This is a genomic window from Noviherbaspirillum suwonense (assembly GCF_900182955.1).
Lineage (GTDB): Bacteria > Pseudomonadota > Gammaproteobacteria > Burkholderiales > Burkholderiaceae_D > Noviherbaspirillum_A > Noviherbaspirillum_A suwonense.
In genome coordinates this window covers 305,716-324,897 of sequence record NZ_FXUL01000002.1, presented here as the reverse complement: position 1 = coordinate 324,897, position 19,182 = coordinate 305,716, and the positions used below count along the sequence as shown (strand labels likewise).

Below are 19,182 nucleotides of genomic sequence, written 5' to 3'. Positions count from 1 at the left end.
GCCGGCCCGGCCGGTCAGGCCGGGCTTTCAGCTGCGGAAGGACGCGGCTTGCGCGTCAGGGAATCTCGGCAGAGGTCAGGGAAAGGAATAGCTGACCTTCAGCGACACGAAGTTGACGCCGCTGTTCGGGTGCTTGATGCCGCCGTTCGAATAATGCTGGATCGACAGGCCGACATCGGCGCGCGGGCTGATGTTGTAGCCTATGCCCAGCTGGCTGCCGAATTCCAGCGCGGTCGAAAGCTTGCGGTTGTTGTTGTCATAGAGTTCGGACAGCAGGTGCGCGCCGATGCCGGCCTCGCCGTAAAACTTGCTGCCCGGCTGCTGGATGCGAAACATCGGCGTGATGCCGATCTCGGTCAGGTTCTGGTGCTCGCCCGGCCGGTTCTGGTAACGGTTGCCACGCCATTGCGCAAGGCTCAGGTCCCAATAACCCTTGATCGCGATGCGGTCCGATTCGTAGATCGCGCGCTGGAAATTCCATTGCAGGCTGCCGCGGGCAAACTGCGTTGAATTTCCGGTGCCGAACTCCAGCGAGGCGCCGTCGACGGCATGGGCAGGGATGTGCGCCGCTGCCAGCAGGAGGCTGGCGGCAAGGGTGGAAAAGGTCAGGTGTTTCACAAATACTCCGTCTTCAGCGGTTGTCTACAGCGGTGGTCAAGGGGCGACTGGTAACTGGTCATGTTCGTCAGCCGATGCGCATACTCCTATTGACGATACGCATCAACAACGTTGCTAATATTGCATGCAGAATGAGACACGAGCTTGATCGTTTCGAGATTGGACGCGCGCACCATCGAATTCAGCGTCTTTCGTGATTCATTTGACTATGTTATGGGATCGCGGCGCAACACCCGCCGTTGCATAAAGGCTTTTCCCGTTTTATAGTCCTCGCCTTCACGCCATTTTCCCCATGCGCTCCCGAGTCTCTTCCATCGGCCTCATTGTCAGGCCCAATCCGGCATCCGGATACTGCTATCCCGACCATATCGACCGCGCCAGCCTCGATGCGCTGCCGCGCGAGCCCGGGGTTTATCTCTTCGTCGGGCACGATGGCGAGCCGGTCTACATCGGCAAGAGCGTCTGCCTGCGCAGCCGCGTGCTGTCCCACCTGCGCACGCCCGAGGAAGCGGCGATGCTGCGCGACACCGCGCGCATCGACTTCGTGCGCACCGCCGGCGACATCGGCGCGCTGCTGCTGGAGTCGCGGCTGATCAAGCAGATGCAGCCGCCGTATAACGCCTTGCTGCGCATGGTGCGCGACACCTATGCGCTGGGACTCGATGCCGGCGCCGCGGCGCCAGCGGTGTGCAGCTCGGGCACGCGGCGTCCGGGGCGGCAGCTGTTCGGGCTGTTCGGGTCGCGGGCGTCGGCCGAGGAAGCGCTGCGCGCGCTGGCCCGGCGGCACGGCCTGTGCCCGGCGCTGCTCGGGCTGGAAGCCATGGTCTGCAAGCGCGGATGCTTTTCACGCCAGCTCGGCCGCTGCAACGGCGCCTGCATCGGCGCCGAGACGGCCGAGCAACATGCGGCCCGGCTGCGCGCCGCGCTGGCAGGCATGCAGGAAGCGGTATGGCCGTTCGCCGGCGCGGTCGGCATTGTCGAGCGCGGCGCCGGAATGCGCCAGGTGCACGTGGTGGACCGCTGGGCCTACCTGGGTTCGCTCGAAGGTCGCCGCCGCAGGCTCGCGCGCAGCGGGCCGCCGCTGGTCGACATCGACACCTACAAGATCCTGGCCGCGCCCCTGCTGGGAGGCTCGTTCGAGCTGGTGCAATGCACGGTGCAGGACGGGCTGGTGACCTTCGTCGGGTGACGGGCGACACCCGTCCCGGCTCGCAACGTGCCTTGAAACGCCGTAGGGTGTAATGCGCTGCGCTTATTGCACCCGCGAGTCGCAACCATCGATGCGCTCTAGTGCCAGGAATCCTGGTTGCGCGGCAATGCATGCCGCGGGTCGTGCGCCGCGAGCCTGTCGCCGGCGGCCAGCGCGTCGTTGTACAGCACGAGGTTGGCGCCGCCGGTAAGGACCGAGCGGAATACGATGCCTTTCGCGCCCGCTGCAAGCACCTGGTCGCCGATCACCCAGGACGGCGGTTCTATTCCTTCGTTGAACACCATCCGCCGCCAGTCGCAGTAGAAGTCCTGCCAGAGCGGGTCCCAGCCGCTTGCGAAGCCGCCGCGGAAGTCGACCACCGGCCCGACGCTGATTTCATAGCTGACCATTAATGCCGGCTGCAGCAGCGCGTCGGTCTGGCGGTATTCGGCAAGCGCGGTTTCCAGTTCCAGCGACAGGTAGATCGCATTGACGCCGGGCCGGTTGGCGCGGCCGCCATGCTTCCCGGCGCCGGCGCCGCTGGTCGGCGCATAAGCCCATTTAGGATCGTGCACGCGGTAGGCAATGGCGTCCAGCGCAGTCAGGATCATCCGGCAAAGCCCGCCTGCAGCGACTGGATGTAGCGGATCAGCGCGCCGGCCCGGCCTTCGGAGACGAGTTCCTGGGGCGTCTTGTAGTCGAACGGGGCAAGCGGGTTGTTCTTGAACCAGAAGATCGCCTTTTCGACGCTGCCCGTCACATCGGCCGCTGCGCGTATCACCCGTACCGACTCGCGCAAATAACGCTGCACGCTTTCCGCATCGGGCGCCCGGCTGATGGTGTTGCGATGGACATGGGCCTGCGTGGCGAGGGTCTGCATGTCCAGCCGCAGGATCTGGCCATAGCGTTTCGGGGACAACGATGTCGTCCCGGTTTCGCTATCCTGGAGGTAATGCAGGAACTGGTCGAAATTTTGCTCGAAGACAGGAACGGCTGCCACGGTGCTCATCATTGACCCCTTGAATCGATGCACTAAATATGCAGCATTGTTGCACTTTTCCGCTCCGCCGGCAAATGCGGCCAGGGAACATCCGATATTGAATAATGTTAAGATTTCGCTGCTCAGGCAGTATTCGCATGCGCCATCCCCAGCGCGCATGGCAGCGGGCCTGCAGCAGTGCGAGAAAACAGCGTCATACGAACAACACCAACACCTGAACAAGGGGACACATGAACACAAGAAAACGCATGCTGCTGGCTGCCGCGCTGGCATCCGCGGCGGCTGCCGCGCAGGCCGGCGAACTGGTCATCGACAAGTACACGTCGGCCGCCTTGGGCCGTGACATCAGCTTCACGGTCTACCTGCCAGACGGCTACAAGGAAGCCACCGCGCGCTACCCGGTAACCTACCTGCTGCACGGCGCCGGCGGCGACGAGCTCGAATGGGCGCGCAAGGGCGGCGCGGTCGAGACGCTGGACGGCCTGAGCAAGCGCGGCCTGATGCGCGCCACCGTCGCCGTGATGCCGACCTTCGGCCCGGCCTCGTGGTGGACCGACGGCGCCAGCGAGAAGGCCGAGACGGCGATGATGAAGGAGCTGATCCCCTACGTCGAAAGCCGCTACAAGGTCGCCACCGAACGCAGCAACCGCTCCATCGGCGGCCTGTCGATGGGCGGCTACGGCGCGCTTAACCTGTCGCTGAAATACCCGGACCGGTTCTGCGCCGCCGCGGTGATCAGCCCCGCCATCTACGACCCGCTGCCTCCCGAAACGTCGGCGGCGCGGCGCACGCCGCAGTTCGTCCGCGACGGCAAGTTCGACCCGGAGACCTGGAAGTCGCTGAACTACGCGGCGCGCCTGGACGGCTACAAGCAGGGCAGCGCCAGGGTGCCGATGTGGATCGTCTCGGGCGACCATGACTTCCTCGGCATCGCGCAGATGTCTGCCCAGCTGTACTGGCGGATGTACCAGGTGCAGCCCAAGCAGGTCGAGCTGCGCGTGATCGACGGCGACCACGAGTGGATGACCTTCCGCGACGCGCTGCCCGCGGCGCTGCAGTATGTCGACGCCCAGTGCGTGCGCAACAAATAAGAAAACCGCTTGCAACGCCGGGCCGGCGGCCTGCCGGCCCGGCGACACGATTCATCCCACGAACCGCCTGGAGACTGTAGTAATGAAGCAAACCATCAAGACCTGCACCGCAGCCGCATTCCTGTGCGCCGCATCCTGGAGCGTCGCGCAGACCGCTCAGCCTGCCGCACCGGCCATGCCGACCATGCCCGCGCTGACCCCGGAACAGCAGCGTTTCCACGATATCTACAAGGAGCTGGTGGAGATCAACACCACCAACTCGGTCGGCAACAACACCGAAGCCGCCCGCGCGCTGCAGAAGCACCTGCTGGCCGCCGGCTTCGCGGCTGAAGACATGCAGCTGTTCGAACCCTTCCCGCGCAAGGGCAACCTGGTGCTGCGCTTCAAGGGCAACGGCTCCAAGAAGCCGGTGCTGCTGCTCGCGCATATCGACGTGGTCGAAGCCAAGCGCGAGGACTGGAAGACCGACCCGTTCAAGCTGAAGGAAGACGACGGCTATTTCACCGCACGCGGTTCGTCCGACGACAAGGCGATGGCGGCGGCCTTCGTCTCGGTCCTGTCGCAGCTCAAGCGCGAAGGCTACAAGCCCAGCCGCGACATCATCCTGGCGCTGACCGCCGACGAGGAACTGGGCGACGTGCCCAGCAACGGCGCATTCTGGCTGGTCAACAACCAGCGCGCGCTGATCGACGCCGACTTCGGCATCAACGAGGGCGGCGGCGGCCAGCTCAGCAATGGCAAGCCCATCCTGCACCGGGTCCAGGTCGCGGAAAAGATGTACACCACGTACAAGCTGGACGTGCGCGACGTCGGCGGCCACAGCTCGCTGCCGACCGCGACCAATCCGATGTACGACCTTGCCGGCGCGCTCGACCGCCTGGGCAAGTACCGCTTCCCGGTCAAGCTGTCGGAAGTGACCCGTTCCTACTTCGAGCGCAGCGCGCAGTTCGAGACCGGGCAGAAGGCCGAGGACATGAAGGCCGTTGCCGGCGGCTCGCCGTCCGAGGCATCGCTGGACCGGCTGTCGGCCACGCCGCTGTACAACGCGCTGCTGCGCACCACCTGCGTGGCCACGCAGGTCAGCGCCGGCCATGCGGAAAACGCGCTGCCGCAGTCGGCCACCGCGGTCGTCAACTGCCGCATCCTGCCGCATGACGACCCGGCCGAAGTCGACGCCACGCTGCGCAAGGTGCTGGGCAGCCAGCGCATCAACATGGTGGCCAGCAATCCGCCGCTGAAGAGCCCGGCGTCGCCGCTGCGGCCCGACGTGACCGGCACCATCGAGAAGCTGACCGCCGAGATGTGGCCCGGCGTGCCCGTCATCCCCGCGATGAGCACCGGCGCGACCGACAGCCGCTTCATGCGCAATGCCGGCATCCCGATGTACGGCGTCTCCGGCCTGTTCAGCGAGCCGAGCGACGCGCGCGCGCACGGGCTGGACGAGCGCATCGCGATCACGCGCCTGTACGATGGACGCGAGTTCATGTACCGGATGGTGAAGACGCTGGCGCAGTAATCGGCCGGCGTCCATGCCGCCGCGCATCGTCGTTCGTCAGGGCGTCGGGAGCGGCGGTCGGGTAAGCCTTACTCGTTGTCGATGAAGCGCATCCGGAACTGCCGGCCCTTGATGGTGCCGGCGGTCAGCTTCTGGGCAGTGCGCTCCGCGATGCCGCGTTCCAGCGCGACATAGGTCGTGAACTCGAACACGTTGATTTTCCCGACCTGTTCCTTGGTCAGGCCGGCGTCGCCGGTCAGCGCGCCCAGCAGGTCGCCGGGGCGCAGCTTCTCCTTCTTGCCGCCCTGGATGCACAGCGTGCGCATCGGCGGCTGCAAGGGGCCGCCCTCGGCCGGCTCCAGCGACTTCAGGTCGTCCCAGATCACGTTTGCGCCCTGGTCCTGTTCGATCGCCTTGACCCATTTGCGTTCGCCCGGGCCGATCAGCGTCAGCGCCAGGCCGGCGCGCTGGCCGCGGCCGCTGCGGCCGATGCGGTGGATATGCACGTCGGCGTCGCGGGAGACGTCGGCATTGATTACTGCTTCGAGCTGCTGGATGTCGAGGCCGCGCGCGGCGACGTCGGTCGCCACCAGCACCGAGCAGCTGCGGTTGGCGAACAGCACCAGGATCTCGTCGCGCTCGCGCTGTTCCAGCTCGCCGTACAGCGCCAGCGCCGAGATGCCTTCGGCACGCAATGCATCGGCCAGCTCGCGGCAATGCGCCTTGGTGTTGCAGAAGGCCAGCGTCGACTGCGGCCGGAAATGCGCAAGCAGCCGCGCCACCGCCGCCTGCCGCGCGCCTTCCTCGCCGCCGATCTCGTAGAAGCGCTGCTCGATGCCGCTGGCGTCATGCCGCGACTCGACCCGCACCTCGACCGGGTCGCGCAGGAAGGGCGCGGTCGCCTGCCGGATGTCGTCCGGGTAGGTCGCCGAGAACAGCAATGTCTGGCGCCGCTCCGGCGTCATCGACACGATGCCCGACATCTCCTCGTAAAAGCCCATGTCGGTCATGCGGTCGGCCTCGTCCAGCACCAGCGTCTGCACTTTCGACAGGTCGATGGTCTCGCGCTGTATATGGTCGGCGAGGCGTCCCGGCGTGCCGACGACGATATGCGCGCCATGCTCCAGCGACGCGATCTGCGGCCGCATCGGCGTGCCGCCGGTCAGCGTCAGCACCTTGATGTTGGGCGCGAAGCGCGCCAGCCGGCGCAGTTCGTTGGCGACCTGGTCGGCCAGCTCGCGGGTCGGGCACAGCACCAGCCCCTGTATCGCGAACCACGCCGGGTTGAGCTTGTGCAGCAGCCCGATGCCGAAGGCCGCGGTCTTGCCGCTGCCGGTGCGCGCCTGCGCGATCAGGTCGCCGCCGGCCAGCACCGCCGGCAGGCTGGCAGCCTGGATCGGCGTCATTTCATGGTAGCCAAGCTGCTCGAGGTTGGCGAGCATGGCGGGGGACAGGGGGAGGATGGAAAACGAGGTGGCGTTCACGGGCGGCGTCATGGCAGGTCAGGAGGATGCGCAGTGTAACAGCCGCCGGCGGGGACCGGCTGGAACGCGGGCTGCCAGCGGATCAGCTGCATGCCGGCGGTTTTCGACGCGTCAGATCCACGAGCGCCGCGCCCGCGCTGCGGCGATGGCCTGGTTCATGTCCTCGATGGAGGCCGGCTCGGCCGGTTCTTTCAGCATGCCCTTGAGCGAATGCACTTCCCCGGTTGCCGCGATGAGCGCAAATTGCCCCTTGCCGGTTTCAATGAATTCGACGCGGCTCCCGGCCTCGAGCGCGAGCGCCGCCCGCACATCGGCCGGAATCGTGATTCGTCCCTTCGAAGTGAGTTTGGCGCTGGCCATGCGGTTTCCTCTCGTCGCGACAGTGTCCTCACCTTGCCGCAAGGAGAAATGGTAAGCAAAGTTTGGCGCCCGGCAACCTTCCATCGGGCCGGTGTCGCCGGGCGTCACGGGCCGCGATATCGGAACGTGACGCCGCCGACCCATGCACCCCCGGCAACCGCCTTACTTGTACGGCCGCGGCTCCCACCAGGGCACGAAGTCCGGCATGTCCTGCGATACCTTCTCGGTGAACACCGGCGGGCGCTTCTCGAGGAAGGAGCTGATGCCTTCCTTCACGTCCTGCATCCGGCCGCGGGCATAGATGGAGCGGCTGTCGACCTTGTGCGCTTCCATCGGGTGGTCCGCGCCCAGCATGCGCCACATCATCTGGCGGGTCAGCGCGACCGACACCGGCGCGGAATTGTCGGCGATCTCGCGGGCCAGCGCGCGGGCAGTGTCCATCAGCGCATCGGGCGCGACCACCTGCTTGACCAGGCGGCCTTCCAGCGCTTCCTGGGCCGGGAACACGCGGCCGGAATAGGTCCATTCCAGCGCCTGGCTGATGCCCACCGCGCGCGGCAGGAACCAGCTGGAGCAGGCTTCCGGCGTGATGCCGCGGCGGTTGAACACGAAGCCGAAGCGGGCGTCGCTCGACGCGATGCGGATGTCCATCGGCAGCAGCATGGTCGCGCCGACGCCGACCGCGGCGCCGTTGATGGCGGCGATCACGGGCTTCAGGCATTCGTAGATCCGCAGCGACACGCGGCCGCCGCCGTCGCGCACCGACTCGTGGCTGTAGTCGATGCCGCCGTCGGGCCGCTGCGGCGTGCCCTGCTTGTCCGGACGGTCGGCGCGGGCCGCGAAGTCGAAGGTCTTGGTGCCTTCGGACAGGTCGGCGCCGGCGCAGAATGCGCGGCCGGCGCCGGTGACGATGATGGCGCGCACGTCGTCGTCGGCATCGGCCTTGTCGAACGCGTCGATCAGTTCGTTCATCATCGTGCCGGTGAAGGCGTTGAGCCGGTCGGGCCGGTTCAGCGTGATGGTCAGCACGTAGTCGCTGACTTCGTAGAGCAGGGTTTCATAGGACATGCTTGTCTCCTTCTTGTGTGAAAAATTTATCGCCGCGCGGTGCTGCATGATGACGCATGACGCATGACCCCGCCACGCTCCGGCTCAGCCCTGCGCGATCTGCAGCTCGCTGCTGCCGCCGGCGCCGCGCCTGACCATGATGCGCGTTGCAATCCGTTCCGTCATTTCCTGCACGTGCGAAATCACGCCGACCTTGCGGCCCATCGCCTGCAGGCCGTCGAGCGCATCCATCGCCACCCGCAGCGTCTCCGCGTCGAGGCTGCCGAAGCCCTCGTCGATGAACAGCGACTCCACCTTGACCCGGTTCGACGACAGCGAGGCCAGGCCCAGCGCCAGCGCCAGCGACACCAGGAAGGACTCGCCGCCGGACAGCGAATGCACCGAGCGCAGTTCCTCGCCCATGTCCTGGTCGACCACCATCAGCGCCAGCGTGTCGGGCACCCGTTCGAGCCGGTAGCGGCGCGCCAGGTCGCCCAGGTGGCGGTTCGCATAGCCGAGCAGCACGTCTAGCGTGAACTGCTGCGCATAGTTGCGGAATTTCTTGCCGTCGGCCGAGCCGATCAGCTCGTTGAGCTGCGCCCAGCGCCGCTGCACCGCTTCCTGCTCGCCGATCCGGCGCAGCATGTCGGCCGAGCCGGTGCGGCGGGCGTCGTCCTGCTGCAGCGTCAGCTGCAATGCGGTGGCGCGCTGGTGCAGCGCCTGCCGCTGCGTGGTCGCCGCGGCCAGCGCGCTGTCGAGCGCGGCCGCATCGTCGTCGGCCGCAGGCCAGTGCGCAGGCCGCGCCAGCGCATGGGCTTCGCGCCGCGCCAGGCGTTCGCGGGCCACCGCCTGGCAGCGTTCGACCGCGGTGTCCAGCGCCTGCAGCGACACCCGTTCCGCGTGGATCCAGCCGGCTTCCACGCGCAGCAGTTCATGCAGCGCGATGTCGTCCAGCTCGCGGCCCTGCTCGTCGCCGGCATGCTGCTCCCGGTAGTCCTGCAGCCAGTCGCCGAGCCGGGCGGCGGCGTCGGCCGCGGTCGCCATCATCTCGGCCAGCCGGCCATGGGCCATGTCCAGCGCCTCGGCGCAGCGGCTTAGCGCCAGCGCGGCCTGCTGCGCCGCGTCGTTCGCCTGCTGGTGCGCGGCGCGCGCCGCCTGCAGCGCGGCCGCCATCTCTGCTTCCACCGCGGCCACCGGACGGCCGTCGAACAGTGCCGCGCGATCGGCGGCCAGCGCCTTCTGCGCATTGTCGAGCGCGGTCCAGGCGTCGGCGGCGCGGCTGGCTTCCAGCCGCGCGGTGCCGGCGGCGGCGGCCAGGCCGCGGACCTCGACGTCCAGCGTCTGCAATTGCGCGCGGCCTTCGTCGCTGGCCTTGCGCTGCGACTGCCATGCCAGCGCATCGGCCTCGCAGCGTGCATGGAACGCCGCCGGGTCGGCCTGCCATGCCGCCTTCCAGCCGGCGTCCAGCGGCAGGCTGTCGAGGGCCGCCAGGCTGGCGGCCAGCCGCGCATCCAGCTCGCGCTGGCGTTCGGCGGCGTTCGCCAGCGCCTGGCCGGCGGCAGCGACGTCGAGCCGGGCGGCGGTCGCTGCCTCGCCGGCGGCGGCCAGCAGCGCGGCGCAGCGGTCGGTTTCGCGCTGCGCGGCGTCCCGCGCAGACGCCGCTTCCTGCCGCGTCCGTTCCAGCGCATCGAGGCTGCGCTGCCGCGCTTCGCAGGACTGCTGCTGTCCGGACAGCCATCCGGCGGGGTCGGCGCTCCGTGCCGCATCGGCGGCGAGCGGATGCGCGAGCCAGCGCGCGCGGCTGTCGGCCAGCGACGCTTCCAGCGCCGCCAGTTCATCGACGCTCTCGCGCTGCCGCGCCGTGGCGGCCGACGCCAGCGCGCGCTGGCTGGCCTGCTGCGCCAGCCCCTGCTGCGCGGCCGTCCGGCAGCGGACGACCTCGGCCTGCAGCCCGGCCAGCATCCGGTCCAGCCGCGGGTCCTGCTGACGGTACGGATGGTCGGTCGCGCCGCAGACCGGGCATGGCGCATCGTCCTCCAGCCGGGCGCGCAATTGCAGCACGCTCTCGCCGGAGGCGGCCTCGGCCAGTTTCAGCCCGCGTTCGGCCTGGCCCAGCGCGGCATCCAGCGCCGGCTGCTGCGCCAGCGCAGCGTCCAGCAGCGCCTGCGCATCGCCGGCGGCCTGCCGCAGCCGCGCCAGCTCGGCGCGCAACGCGGCAAGGCGGGCGTCGCCGCCCTGGACCACGGTCCACAGCCGCTCGGCGTCGGCCAGCTGCTGGCGCTCGTGCTGCAAGGCCCGCCTGGCGTCGGGCAGATTGTGCGCATCCAGTTCCTGCAGCCGGGCAGCGGCTGCGTCGCGCGCGGCCAGCGCGTGTCGATGCGCCTCGCCGGCCTGGCGCAACGCGGCCGCTGTATGCTGCTCGGTTGCCTGCGCCTGCCGGTGGCGCGCGGCGCCGGCGCCGGCGGCGGCAGATGCAGCCGCATGCTGCTGCGCCTGTTCGTTGGCCTGGCCGAACAGCGTGTCCCAGCGCTGCCAGCTTTCCGACAGCAGGCGCAGGTGGCCGTTCCGGGCAAGCCAGTCGTCGGCGGCGGCCTGCCGCCGGCGCATCGCGGGCAGTTCGGCGTCGCGGTCCAGCTGCCGCTGGCGCGCGGCCGCCGCGGCAAGGCCGGCCTCGGCGGCGGCGCGGCGCGCCACCTCGTGTCCCGGCTCCATCTGCGCAATGCGGGCGTCCAGCGCCTTGGCCTGGTCCAGCCGCACCGCGGCGGTCGACTGCGCCAGTTCCTCGGCCTGCATCGCCTGCGTCGCCGCCTGCAGCCGCTGCTCTGCAACGCTCCTGGCGGCGGCAGCCTGCTGCTGCTGCCGTTCATGCTGCGCGATGGCGACGCGGATGCGGGCCATTTCCATGACGATGCGCTGGCTTTCGTCCATCAGCGGCCGCGCCGGCTGCACGGATTCCACCCGCGCCAGCCGCGCCGCGCGGCCGTTCGCCGCGGTGCGCTGGCCCGCCGCGTGCGCCGCATCGGACAGCGCCTGCTGCTCGGCCTGCGCCAGCTGGTCGGCCTCCTGCCGCCAGCGCAGCTGCCGCGCCGCCTGTTCGAGCTGCGCGTCGGCGTCGGCCAGCTGCAGGCCGGCGTCGCGCGCTTCCTGTTCGACGCGGGCGCGCTCTTCGGCCGGCAGCGGCCGCTGGTCCGCCAGCCGCTCCTCGAGCCGCCTGACCATCGCCAGTTCTTCCTTCGCCCGCTCGTAGGCGCGGCGCGAGATCTCGGTGTAGACCAGGTTGCCGGTCAGGGTTTCGAGCAATTCGCCGCGTTCGTTGTCGTCGGCTTTCAGGAAGCCGGAAAACTCGTTCTGCGCCAGCAGCACCGCCCGCGTGAACTGTTCGAAGGACAGGCCGATGCAGCGCGCGATCTCGGCCTTCACTTCCATCTTGGTGCCGCCGACCGGCTGCGCCTCGGGCAGGCGCAGCAGCGTCATCGTGGTGTTCTGCAGGCTGCCGTCGGCGCGTGAGCGGGCGCGGCGCACGCTCCAGCGGGCGCGGTGGCTAAGGCCGTCGTTGCCGACGAAATCGACTTCCGCATAGCCCTCGGCGGCGCCGCGCCGCAGCAGGTTGCGGGTGTCGTACGGCGTGACCACTTCGCCCCTGACGTCGGGCAGCGCGATGCCGCGGGTGCCGGCGCGCAGCAGCCGCGGCGTGGCGTCGTACAGCGCCACGCACAGCGCGTCGAGCAGCGTGCTCTTGCCCGCGCCGGTCGGCCCGCTGATCGCGAACAGGCCGCTCGACGCCAGCGGCTCCTGCTGGAAGTCGACGCAGAACTCGCCGGCCAGCGACGCCAGGTTCTTGCCGCGTATCGCCAGGATCTTCATGCTGCCGGCCCGACGCCGGCGGCGGTCATCAGCTCGGTGAAGGCGGAGAGCTGGTCGTCGGGCGCGTCGCGGTCGAACTTCTGCCGGTACAGGCGGCGGAAAATGTCGTCCGGCCGCAGGCTGTCGATCTGGTCCAGCGACAGTGTTTCGGCCTCGTCGCCGCCGCGCTGCGGCAGGCTGGTGTCGATGCGCGCCAGCCGCGCATGCCGGCCCTCGAGCGCCGCCTCGACCCGGGCGCGCAGCCCCGGCTCCGGCGCATCCAGCCGGACCCGCACTTCGAGGTAGGGCGGGTGTTCGCCGCTGCGCGGCGGCAGCGCCTGCAGCGCGGCCAGCACCTCGTCCAGCGGCCCCGGCGTGGCCGGCACGCGCAGCAGGTCCACCGTGCGCGGCACATGCAGCGGCGTGATGTCGGTAGCGCGCTCGCCGTCGAGGTCGAAGCGCAGCACCTGGTGCCGGTAAGGGATCTCGGAAAACGACATCGGCAGCGGGCTGCCGCTGTAGCGCAGGTGCGGCTGCTTGCCCACCACCTGCGCCAGGTGCAGGTGGCCGAGCGCCGCATAGGCCACCTCCGGCCCGAACATGGCCGCCGACAGCGCCTCGCTGCCGCCGATGATGACCCGCCGCTCCGAGTCGGCCGACTGGGCGCCGCCGGTCATGTGGCAATGGCCGAGCGCCACGATGGCCTGGCCCGGGCTGCGCTTTTCAAGCGCCAGCGCAAGCGCCTGCCGGTACAGCAGAGCGATGCCCTCGGCATACGGGTCGGCGCTGTCGACCCGGGGCACGTCGCCCGGGCGCAGGAAGGGCACCGCCAGGCACCATGCGGCGATCTCGCCGTCGCGGTTCTTCAGCGGCAGCACCAGCCGCTCCAGCGCGATGGCGCCGGCCGCGTCGCGCAGCACGTTGCCGACCAGGCTGACGTCATGCTCTTCCAGCAGCGGCCCGGGCGCCTCCAGCCGTCCGGGCGAGTCGTGGTTGCCGGCGATGATGACGATGTTCAGGTGCCGCACCGCCGACTTGGCCTGGCGCAGGAAGCGGTACAGCTGCTTCTGCGACGCCGCGGACGGGTTGGCATTGTCATAGACGTCGCCGGCGATCAGCAGCGCGTCGATGCGCTCGTCGACCAGCGTCTGCAGCAGCCAGTCGAGGAAGCACTGGTGTTCGTAGACCCGTTCGAAGCTGTGCAGTGTCTGGCCGAGGTGCCAGTCAGAAGTGTGCAGAAAACGCATTCAAGAATATTCCCGATGTTGCTGGTGGAGCCGATGTTGCGCGCCGGACGGCGCGGCAAGCGCATTGCGCCGCGCCGTCATTGTAATGGCCGGCGCGGTTGGGCGGGCAGGGCAGGCGTCCCGCTTCAGTCCGCCCGGCCGGGTGGCGGCCTGCGCGCCTGCCGGCGCTTTTCAAGCCGCTCGATGACCTGGTTCGCCAGGAACTGCAGCATTTCGATCTGCCCGCGCTGCAAGGTGCGCGGTACGCGGTCGATCACGCACAGCGTGCCCAGCGCATGGCCGGACGCGGTCACCAGCGGCGCGGCCGCATAGAAGCGGATGTTGGGGTCGCCGGTCACCAGCGGGTTGTCGGCGAAGCGCGCATCCTGCGCGGCGTCGTTGACCACCATCAGGCTTTGCGGCGTCTGGATCGCATGCGCGCAGAACGCATGTTCCCGCGGCGTCTCGCGGACCTGGACCCCGACGCGGGACTTGAACCACTGGCGGTCGCCGTCGATCAGCGAGATCAGCGCGACCGGCGTTTCGCAGAATTGCGCCGCCAGCCGGGTCAGCTCGTCATAGGCTTCCTCCTCGTCGGAGTCCAGTATCGCCAGCGCGTCCAGCTGCGCCTGCCGCAATGCCTCGCGTTCGGCCGGGGTCGCGGCCTGGGCGTCAGGGCCGGCGCCCGCATGCCGGCGCGCGGCGCGCGAGCGCGCCATGGTCTCGGCCAGCGTACGGGAAAGGTTTTCCAGCGTGTAGGGCTTCGGAAGCAGCGTGAATCCATGGTCGGGATTCCTGGCCAGCACATAGCTGTAGCCGCTCGACAGCACCACCGGCACCGACGGGTAGAGCCGCTGCACTTCCTTGCCGAGTTCGATGCCGCTGATGCCGGCCATGACGACGTCGGAGAACACGGCGGAGAAGGCGCCGGCGTCCTTTTCCAGCTCGGCCAGCGCCGCTTCGCCGCTGGGCACCAGGAAGGTCGCATAGCCCAGTTCCTCCAGCGTCTGCTCGACCGACACGGCGACATCGGGATTGTCTTCCACCACCAGGATGCGGTCGCCGTGGCCGCGGACGATGGCTTCGTCGGCGGCCTGGGCGTCGGCCTGCTGGCCCGGCTGCAGCGAGCGCGGCAGGTAGAGCGTGAAGGTGGTGCCCGTGCCCACCTTGCTGTCGACCAGGATCTCGCCGCCCGACTGCTTGGCGAAGCCGAACACCTGCGACAGGCCCAGGCCGGTGCCCTGGCCCGATCCCTTGGTCGTGAAGAACGGCTCGAAGATCTGCGTCAGGTGCTGCGCCGGGATGCCCACGCCGGTGTCGGACACGGACACGGCCACGAAGCTGCCGGAGACCGGGGCGGTGGCCCGGCCTGGCGGGATGTCGGAGACGCAGTTGACGGAGATGGTCAGCGTGCCGCTGCCGTCCATCGCGTCGCGCGCATTCACCGCCAGGTTGACGATGGCGGTGTCGAACTGGCTGGGGTCGGCATACACCAGGCATGCATGGTCGGGCAGGTGGATGTCGCGCCGGATGCGCACGCCGGTCAGGCTGCCTATCATCTCGCTGACCATCTCCAGGTTCTGCCGCACGTCGAACACCACCGGCTGCAATGCCTGGCGGCGCGCGAACGCGAGTAGCTGGGCGGTGAGCTTGGTGGCGCGGGTCACCGCGTCGGAGATGGCGTCCATGTAGCGGCGCCGGCGCTCGTCGCTGAGCTGCACCAGCCGCATCAGGTCGATCGAGCTGCGCATGACGGCCAGCACGTTGTTGAAGTCATGCGCGACGCCGCCGGTGAGCTGGCCGATGGCTTCGAGCTTCTGCGACTGCCGCAGCGCGTTTTCGGTGGCGCGCTCGCGGGTGATGTCGCGCGCCACCGCATGGATCCTGCCGGCGTCCGGCACCGCGGTCCAGCTGAGCAGCCGGTGCCCGCCGTCCCTGGTCAGGTAGCGGTTCTCGAACGCGAGCGTGGTCACGCCCTCGCTCAGCTTGCGCACTTCCGCGGCCGTCTCGGCCAGGTCGTCGGGATGAAGGAAGTCGCTCAGCGCCCTGCCCACCATCTGCTGCGCCGGCCAGCCCAGGTGCAGGGTGGTGGCGGGGTTGACGGCAAGGATGCGGCCCTCGAAGTCGCAGACCAGCATCAGCTCCTGCGACAGGCTCCAGATGCGGTTCAGGTCGCGCGTGTTCTGCGTCTCCAGCAGCTTGCGCTCATGGATGTCGGTGGACGTGCCTATCCATTGCCTGAGGGGGCGCGACGCTGCCCGCAGCGCCAGCGCCCTGAGCAGGTGCCAGCGGTACTCGCCGTCCCGGCGCCGCAGCCGGAATTCGGCCTCGTAGGGTTCGTCCGTGGCGACGCAGCGCTCCCATTGCGCGACGGCGTCCGCCGCGTCGTCGGGATGCACGAGCCCGGTCCACACCGCGCCGTCGTCGCCCACCGGCACATCGCCGCAATAGTCGTTGAACTGCGTGTTGACCCAGTCCAGCCGGCCGTCGGGCGTGGCCATCCATACCTGGTTGGGCAGCGCCTGCGCGAGGATGCGGAACTGCTCGGCGCTTTCCTGGAACGCCTGCTCGGCGGCGCGGCGCTCGGTCACGTCGACGCCTTCGACGAAGATGCTGGTGACCACGCCTTCGGGGCCCTTGATCGGCTGGTACACGAAATCGACGAAGCGCTCGACCACCGGGCCGCCGGGCGTGGCCCGGGACGCGTAACGGGCGCCGACGGCGGTATGCGCGACGCCGCTGCGATAGGTTTCGTCCAGCGTCGCCAGGTAACCCTGTTCCACCGTTTCCGGCAGCGCTTCCGCCACCGTCTTGCCGAGCACGTCGCGGTGGCCGATCAGCTGCGCATAGCCGGGGTTGATGCGTTCGATCCGGTGCTCCGGCCCGCGCAGCACCGCCATGAAGGTGGGCGCCTGCTCGAACAGTTCGACGAACTGCTCGCGCTCCAGTTCGAGCTGCCTGGACACCAGCATCAGCTCGGTTTTCTCGTGCACCAGCGCCAGCACGCCGACCACCGTCGCGTCGTCGAACACCGGCGAATAATCGAGGTCGAACCAGCAGCGCTGCGATTGCCCGTTGCGCTCCAGCACGAAGAACTGGTCGCGGTAGCTCAGCGATTCGCCGGCCAGCACCCGGCGCACCACGTCCATGTTGAAGTCGGCTGCGTCCGGCCATACGTCCCGCACCGGGCGGCCCAGCGCATGCGGGTGCTTGTCGCCCAGCACCTTCGCATAGCCGTCGTTATAGATCAGTATGCCGTCCTCGCCCCACAGCAGCGCCATCGGCGTCGGGCAGCGGACGACCATGGAAACGGTGGTCTTCAGGTTCCGCTGCCATGCGCCGATCGGACCCATCGGGCTGTCCGACCAGTCGTGCGCAACGATGGTCGATGCGCTTGCGGAATCGCCAAGGGTATCCGCATAGGACGCAAAGGTTGAACGGCTCATCGAATTCAGTCCCATCATGCAAAAGTGGCGACGCCAGGCGTTCGCCTGCCCGTTGATGCCGGAAAAAGTGTGTGGCCAGGTTGACTGGCGGTGCAGCCCGGCCGGTGTCGCGGCGCATGCCGGGCAACCGGGTCCCGGATTGTTGCGCAGGCGGCCCGGCGTCAGGCGCGGCAATGCTGGCATGCCTCGCGGAATCGCTTCTCCGAAGGCAAAACGCGGCTATTTTAACGTGGAACGCCAGGCGCGATCGATGCGCGCCGTTTCCTGTGAAGGCATGGCGGCGGTGGCCGGCGGCTGCCGGCCGCAAGGGCGCCGCGGCATGTCGGAATTTTGCGTCAACCAGGCATTTTTCAGGAAGGCAAGATGCACGATACTGATCAAGATCACGTTCGCAGCTCTTAATCGACTTATAGTCGAAAGGCAATTTACAAGAAATGCCTGCCGGCCGCCGTGCGCATGCACGGAATGACAGGCCGGCTGACTTTCGCTTGCTTCAGTGACGTTACGTGAGTTCAATTTCTATAACGGAGACAGCATGACAATGACAACCCGCATGAGCCTGGCCGCCACCGTTGCCGTGGTGACGGCAGCCATGCCGCTGCACGGCATGGCGCAGGACAATATGAAGAAGCTGGAAAATTTCCAGTCGACCGGCGCCAACCTCAACATGGAGACGATCCCGCAGACCGGCGCCAAGGCCGACGCGCTGCGCGCCAACCTGAAGAACGTCAAGCTGCCGCCCGGCTTCAAGATCGACCTGTATGCGCTGGTGCCGGACGCCCGCCACATGGCGGTCGGTCCATCCACCGGCATCGTGTTCGTCGGCACCCGCAAGACCCAGGTCTGGGCCGTGACGGACCGCGCCAAGACCCGCGTGGCCGACGAGGTGAAGGCCTTTTCCCCGTCGATCAGCATGAAGGTGCCGAACGGCGTCTGCTTCTCGCCGGACGGCGTGCTGTACGTGGCCGAGCACAACCGCGTGCTGGCCTTCCCGGCGGCCGAGTTCTTCTACGAAGGCCCCGATGTCGCCGCCGCCAACGTGGTGCCGCAGGGCCAGCTGATCCCGGTGGAGGAGGAGAGCTTCAACCACGGCGCGCGCACCTGCCGCATCGGCCCGGACAACAAGCTCTACATCACGATGGGCAACCCGTTCAACGTGCCGGCCAAGGAAAAGCTCGCGCTGTACGACAAGGTCGGCATGATGGGCATCCTGCGCATGGACCGCGACGGCAAGAACCGCGAAGTCTTCGCGCGCGGCGTGCGCAACTCGGTCGGCCAGGACTTCAACCCGAAGGACAAGACGCTGTGGTTCACCGATAACCAGGTCGACGGCATGGGCGACGACACGCCGCCGGGCGAGCTGAACCGGGCGACCAAGGCCGGCCAGCATTTCGGCTTCCCGTGGTACGGCGGCGGCAAGGTGCGCACGGTCGAGTACAAGGCCGAGACGCCGCCGTCCGACGCAGTGTTCCCGCAGGTCGAGATGGCGGCCCATGCAGCCGACCTCGGCATGACCTTCTACCGCGGCAACATGTTCCCGGCCAAGTACCAGCACGGCATTTTCAGCGCGCAGCACGGCTCCTGGAACCGCACCACGCCGGTCGGCGCCCGCGTGATGTTCACGTCGCTCAAGGCCGATGGCACCGCCGACAAGACCGAGGTGTTCGCCGACGGCTGGCTGACCTCGAACAAGGAATACCTTGGCCGCCCGGTCGACGTCGCCAACCTGCCGGACGGGTCGCTGCTGATCTCGGACGATTATGCGGGCGCGATCTACCGGGTGTCGTATGCGGCGCAGTAAGGCCGTCGTCGCCTGCCTGGCGGCGGCGCTGCTGGCCGCCGCCGGCGCGCCGGCGCTGGCGGCGGACCCTGCCGCCGCCAAGAGCCGCGCCGGCCAGTGCTTCGTCTGCCACGGCGCGGACGGCCTGGCCAAGGTGCCCGACGCGCCCAACCTGGCGGGCCAGAATGCCGCCTACCTGGTCAAGGCGCTGAAGGACTACCGTTCCGGCAAGCGCGAGAACGAGGTGATGTCGATGATGGCGAAGAACCTGTCGGACGACGACATCGCGATGGTGGCGAGCTACTTCAGCAGCATCGCCGTGACGGTGAAGGCGCCTTAAAGGTCCGCCCCGTCGCCCGCCGGTGACAGGCGACGGGGCGGCGCATTGTACGCAGGAGGTTAGCGCTCCCTGCGCGCAACGCGCCTGGCAAATTCGCAACGGATTTGCCGGCCGGCCCGACGGTCATGCCCGCGCCGGCCCGTAGTGACAGCGTGTTTTTCGATACGCTATTTCCTATTGGAAATAAGTTGCCTTATAATGCGTCCGGTCAATTCCTGCCCGGACCGCGCCCGTCTGCCGCGTCCGATGTCTTCATTCCTCTT

At 68.5% G+C, this 19,182-nt stretch carries 15 protein-coding genes; 5 read left to right on the top strand and 10 right to left on the bottom strand.

All coding sequences use genetic code 11. From position 1 onward, the window contains the following. Positions 1–75 precede the first annotated feature (75 nt). Positions 76–618, bottom strand: a complete 543-nt coding sequence (locus QOL82_RS04680; RefSeq protein WP_283441085.1) for an acyloxyacyl hydrolase — start codon at positions 616–618, stop codon at positions 76–78. A gap of 292 nt (positions 619–910) precedes the next feature. On the opposite strand from QOL82_RS04680, the gene QOL82_RS04675 reads away from it, so the two are divergent. Further along, positions 911–1,807 carry an endonuclease gene (locus QOL82_RS04675; RefSeq protein WP_283441084.1) on the top strand — a complete coding sequence of 299 codons (897 nt, stop codon included), beginning with the start codon at positions 911–913 and terminating at the stop codon, positions 1,805–1,807. Positions 1,808–1,905: 98 nt separating this feature from the next. On the opposite strand, the gene QOL82_RS04670 is transcribed toward QOL82_RS04675, so the two are convergent. Both QOL82_RS04670 and QOL82_RS04665 read right to left on the bottom strand, forming a co-directional pair. After that, the gene (locus QOL82_RS04670; RefSeq protein WP_283441083.1) at positions 1,906–2,418 is read right to left on the bottom strand and encodes an RES family NAD+ phosphorylase; all 513 of its coding nucleotides are present in this window, start codon (positions 2,416–2,418) and stop codon (positions 1,906–1,908) included. Beyond that, positions 2,415–2,816: a DUF2384 domain-containing protein gene (locus QOL82_RS04665; protein ID WP_283441082.1), complete on the bottom strand. Its 402-nt coding sequence runs from the start codon at positions 2,814–2,816 to the stop codon at positions 2,415–2,417. The genes QOL82_RS04670 and QOL82_RS04665 overlap by 4 nt, the downstream gene beginning before the upstream one ends. Before the next feature lie 221 nt (positions 2,817–3,037). On the opposite strand from QOL82_RS04665, the gene QOL82_RS04660 reads away from it, so the two are divergent. Beyond that, positions 3,038–3,898 carry an alpha/beta hydrolase gene (locus QOL82_RS04660; protein WP_283441081.1) on the top strand — a complete coding sequence of 287 codons (861 nt, stop codon included), beginning with the start codon at positions 3,038–3,040 and terminating at the stop codon, positions 3,896–3,898. 82 nt (positions 3,899–3,980) lie between these two features. Further along, on the top strand, positions 3,981–5,414 hold the full coding sequence (locus QOL82_RS04655) for a M20/M25/M40 family metallo-hydrolase (protein ID WP_283441080.1): 1,434 nt from the start codon (positions 3,981–3,983) through the stop codon (positions 5,412–5,414). 68 nt (positions 5,415–5,482) lie between these two features. Here QOL82_RS04655 and dbpA read toward each other — a convergent pair whose 3' ends face one another. The 7 genes from dbpA to QOL82_RS04620 all read right to left on the bottom strand — a co-directional run bounded on the left by dbpA (position 5,483) and on the right by QOL82_RS04620 (position 17,180). Continuing rightward, entirely contained in the window at positions 5,483–6,889 is a 1,407-nt protein-coding gene (dbpA, locus tag QOL82_RS04650) for an ATP-dependent RNA helicase DbpA (RefSeq protein WP_283441079.1), read from the bottom strand. Positions 6,890–6,988: 99 nt separating this feature from the next. Continuing rightward, entirely contained in the window at positions 6,989–7,237 is a 249-nt protein-coding gene (locus QOL82_RS04645) for an AbrB/MazE/SpoVT family DNA-binding domain-containing protein (protein WP_283441078.1), read from the bottom strand. A gap of 162 nt (positions 7,238–7,399) precedes the next feature. After that, positions 7,400–8,305, bottom strand: coding sequence for a crotonase/enoyl-CoA hydratase family protein (locus tag QOL82_RS04640; protein ID WP_283441077.1), 906 nt, complete (start codon positions 8,303–8,305; stop codon positions 7,400–7,402). Between the two features lie 84 nt (positions 8,306–8,389). Continuing rightward, positions 8,390–12,148, bottom strand: coding sequence for an AAA family ATPase (locus QOL82_RS04635; protein WP_283441076.1), 3,759 nt, complete (start codon positions 12,146–12,148; stop codon positions 8,390–8,392). Beyond that, positions 12,145–13,374 carry an exonuclease SbcCD subunit D C-terminal domain-containing protein gene (locus QOL82_RS04630; protein ID WP_283441075.1) on the bottom strand — a complete coding sequence of 410 codons (1,230 nt, stop codon included), beginning with the start codon at positions 13,372–13,374 and terminating at the stop codon, positions 12,145–12,147. Before QOL82_RS04630 ends, QOL82_RS04635 begins: the two co-directional genes overlap by 4 nt. 125 nt (positions 13,375–13,499) lie before the next feature. Continuing rightward, positions 13,500–16,799, bottom strand: coding sequence for a PAS domain-containing protein (locus tag QOL82_RS04625; RefSeq protein WP_283441074.1), 3,300 nt, complete (start codon positions 16,797–16,799; stop codon positions 13,500–13,502). Between the two features lie 219 nt (positions 16,800–17,018). Beyond that, on the bottom strand, positions 17,019–17,180 hold the full coding sequence (locus QOL82_RS04620) for a hypothetical protein (RefSeq protein WP_283441073.1): 162 nt from the start codon (positions 17,178–17,180) through the stop codon (positions 17,019–17,021). 160 nt (positions 17,181–17,340) lie between these two features. On the opposite strand from QOL82_RS04620, the gene QOL82_RS04615 reads away from it, so the two are divergent. Both QOL82_RS04615 and QOL82_RS04610 read left to right on the top strand, forming a co-directional pair. Beyond that, entirely contained in the window at positions 17,341–18,600 is a 1,260-nt protein-coding gene (locus QOL82_RS04615; protein ID WP_283441269.1) for a PQQ-dependent sugar dehydrogenase, read from the top strand. Further along, complete coding sequence (locus QOL82_RS04610; protein WP_283441072.1) at positions 18,587–18,919, top strand: c-type cytochrome; 333 nt, start codon at positions 18,587–18,589, stop codon at positions 18,917–18,919. The genes QOL82_RS04615 and QOL82_RS04610 overlap by 14 nt, the downstream gene beginning before the upstream one ends. Positions 18,920–19,182: the final 263 nt, after the last annotated feature.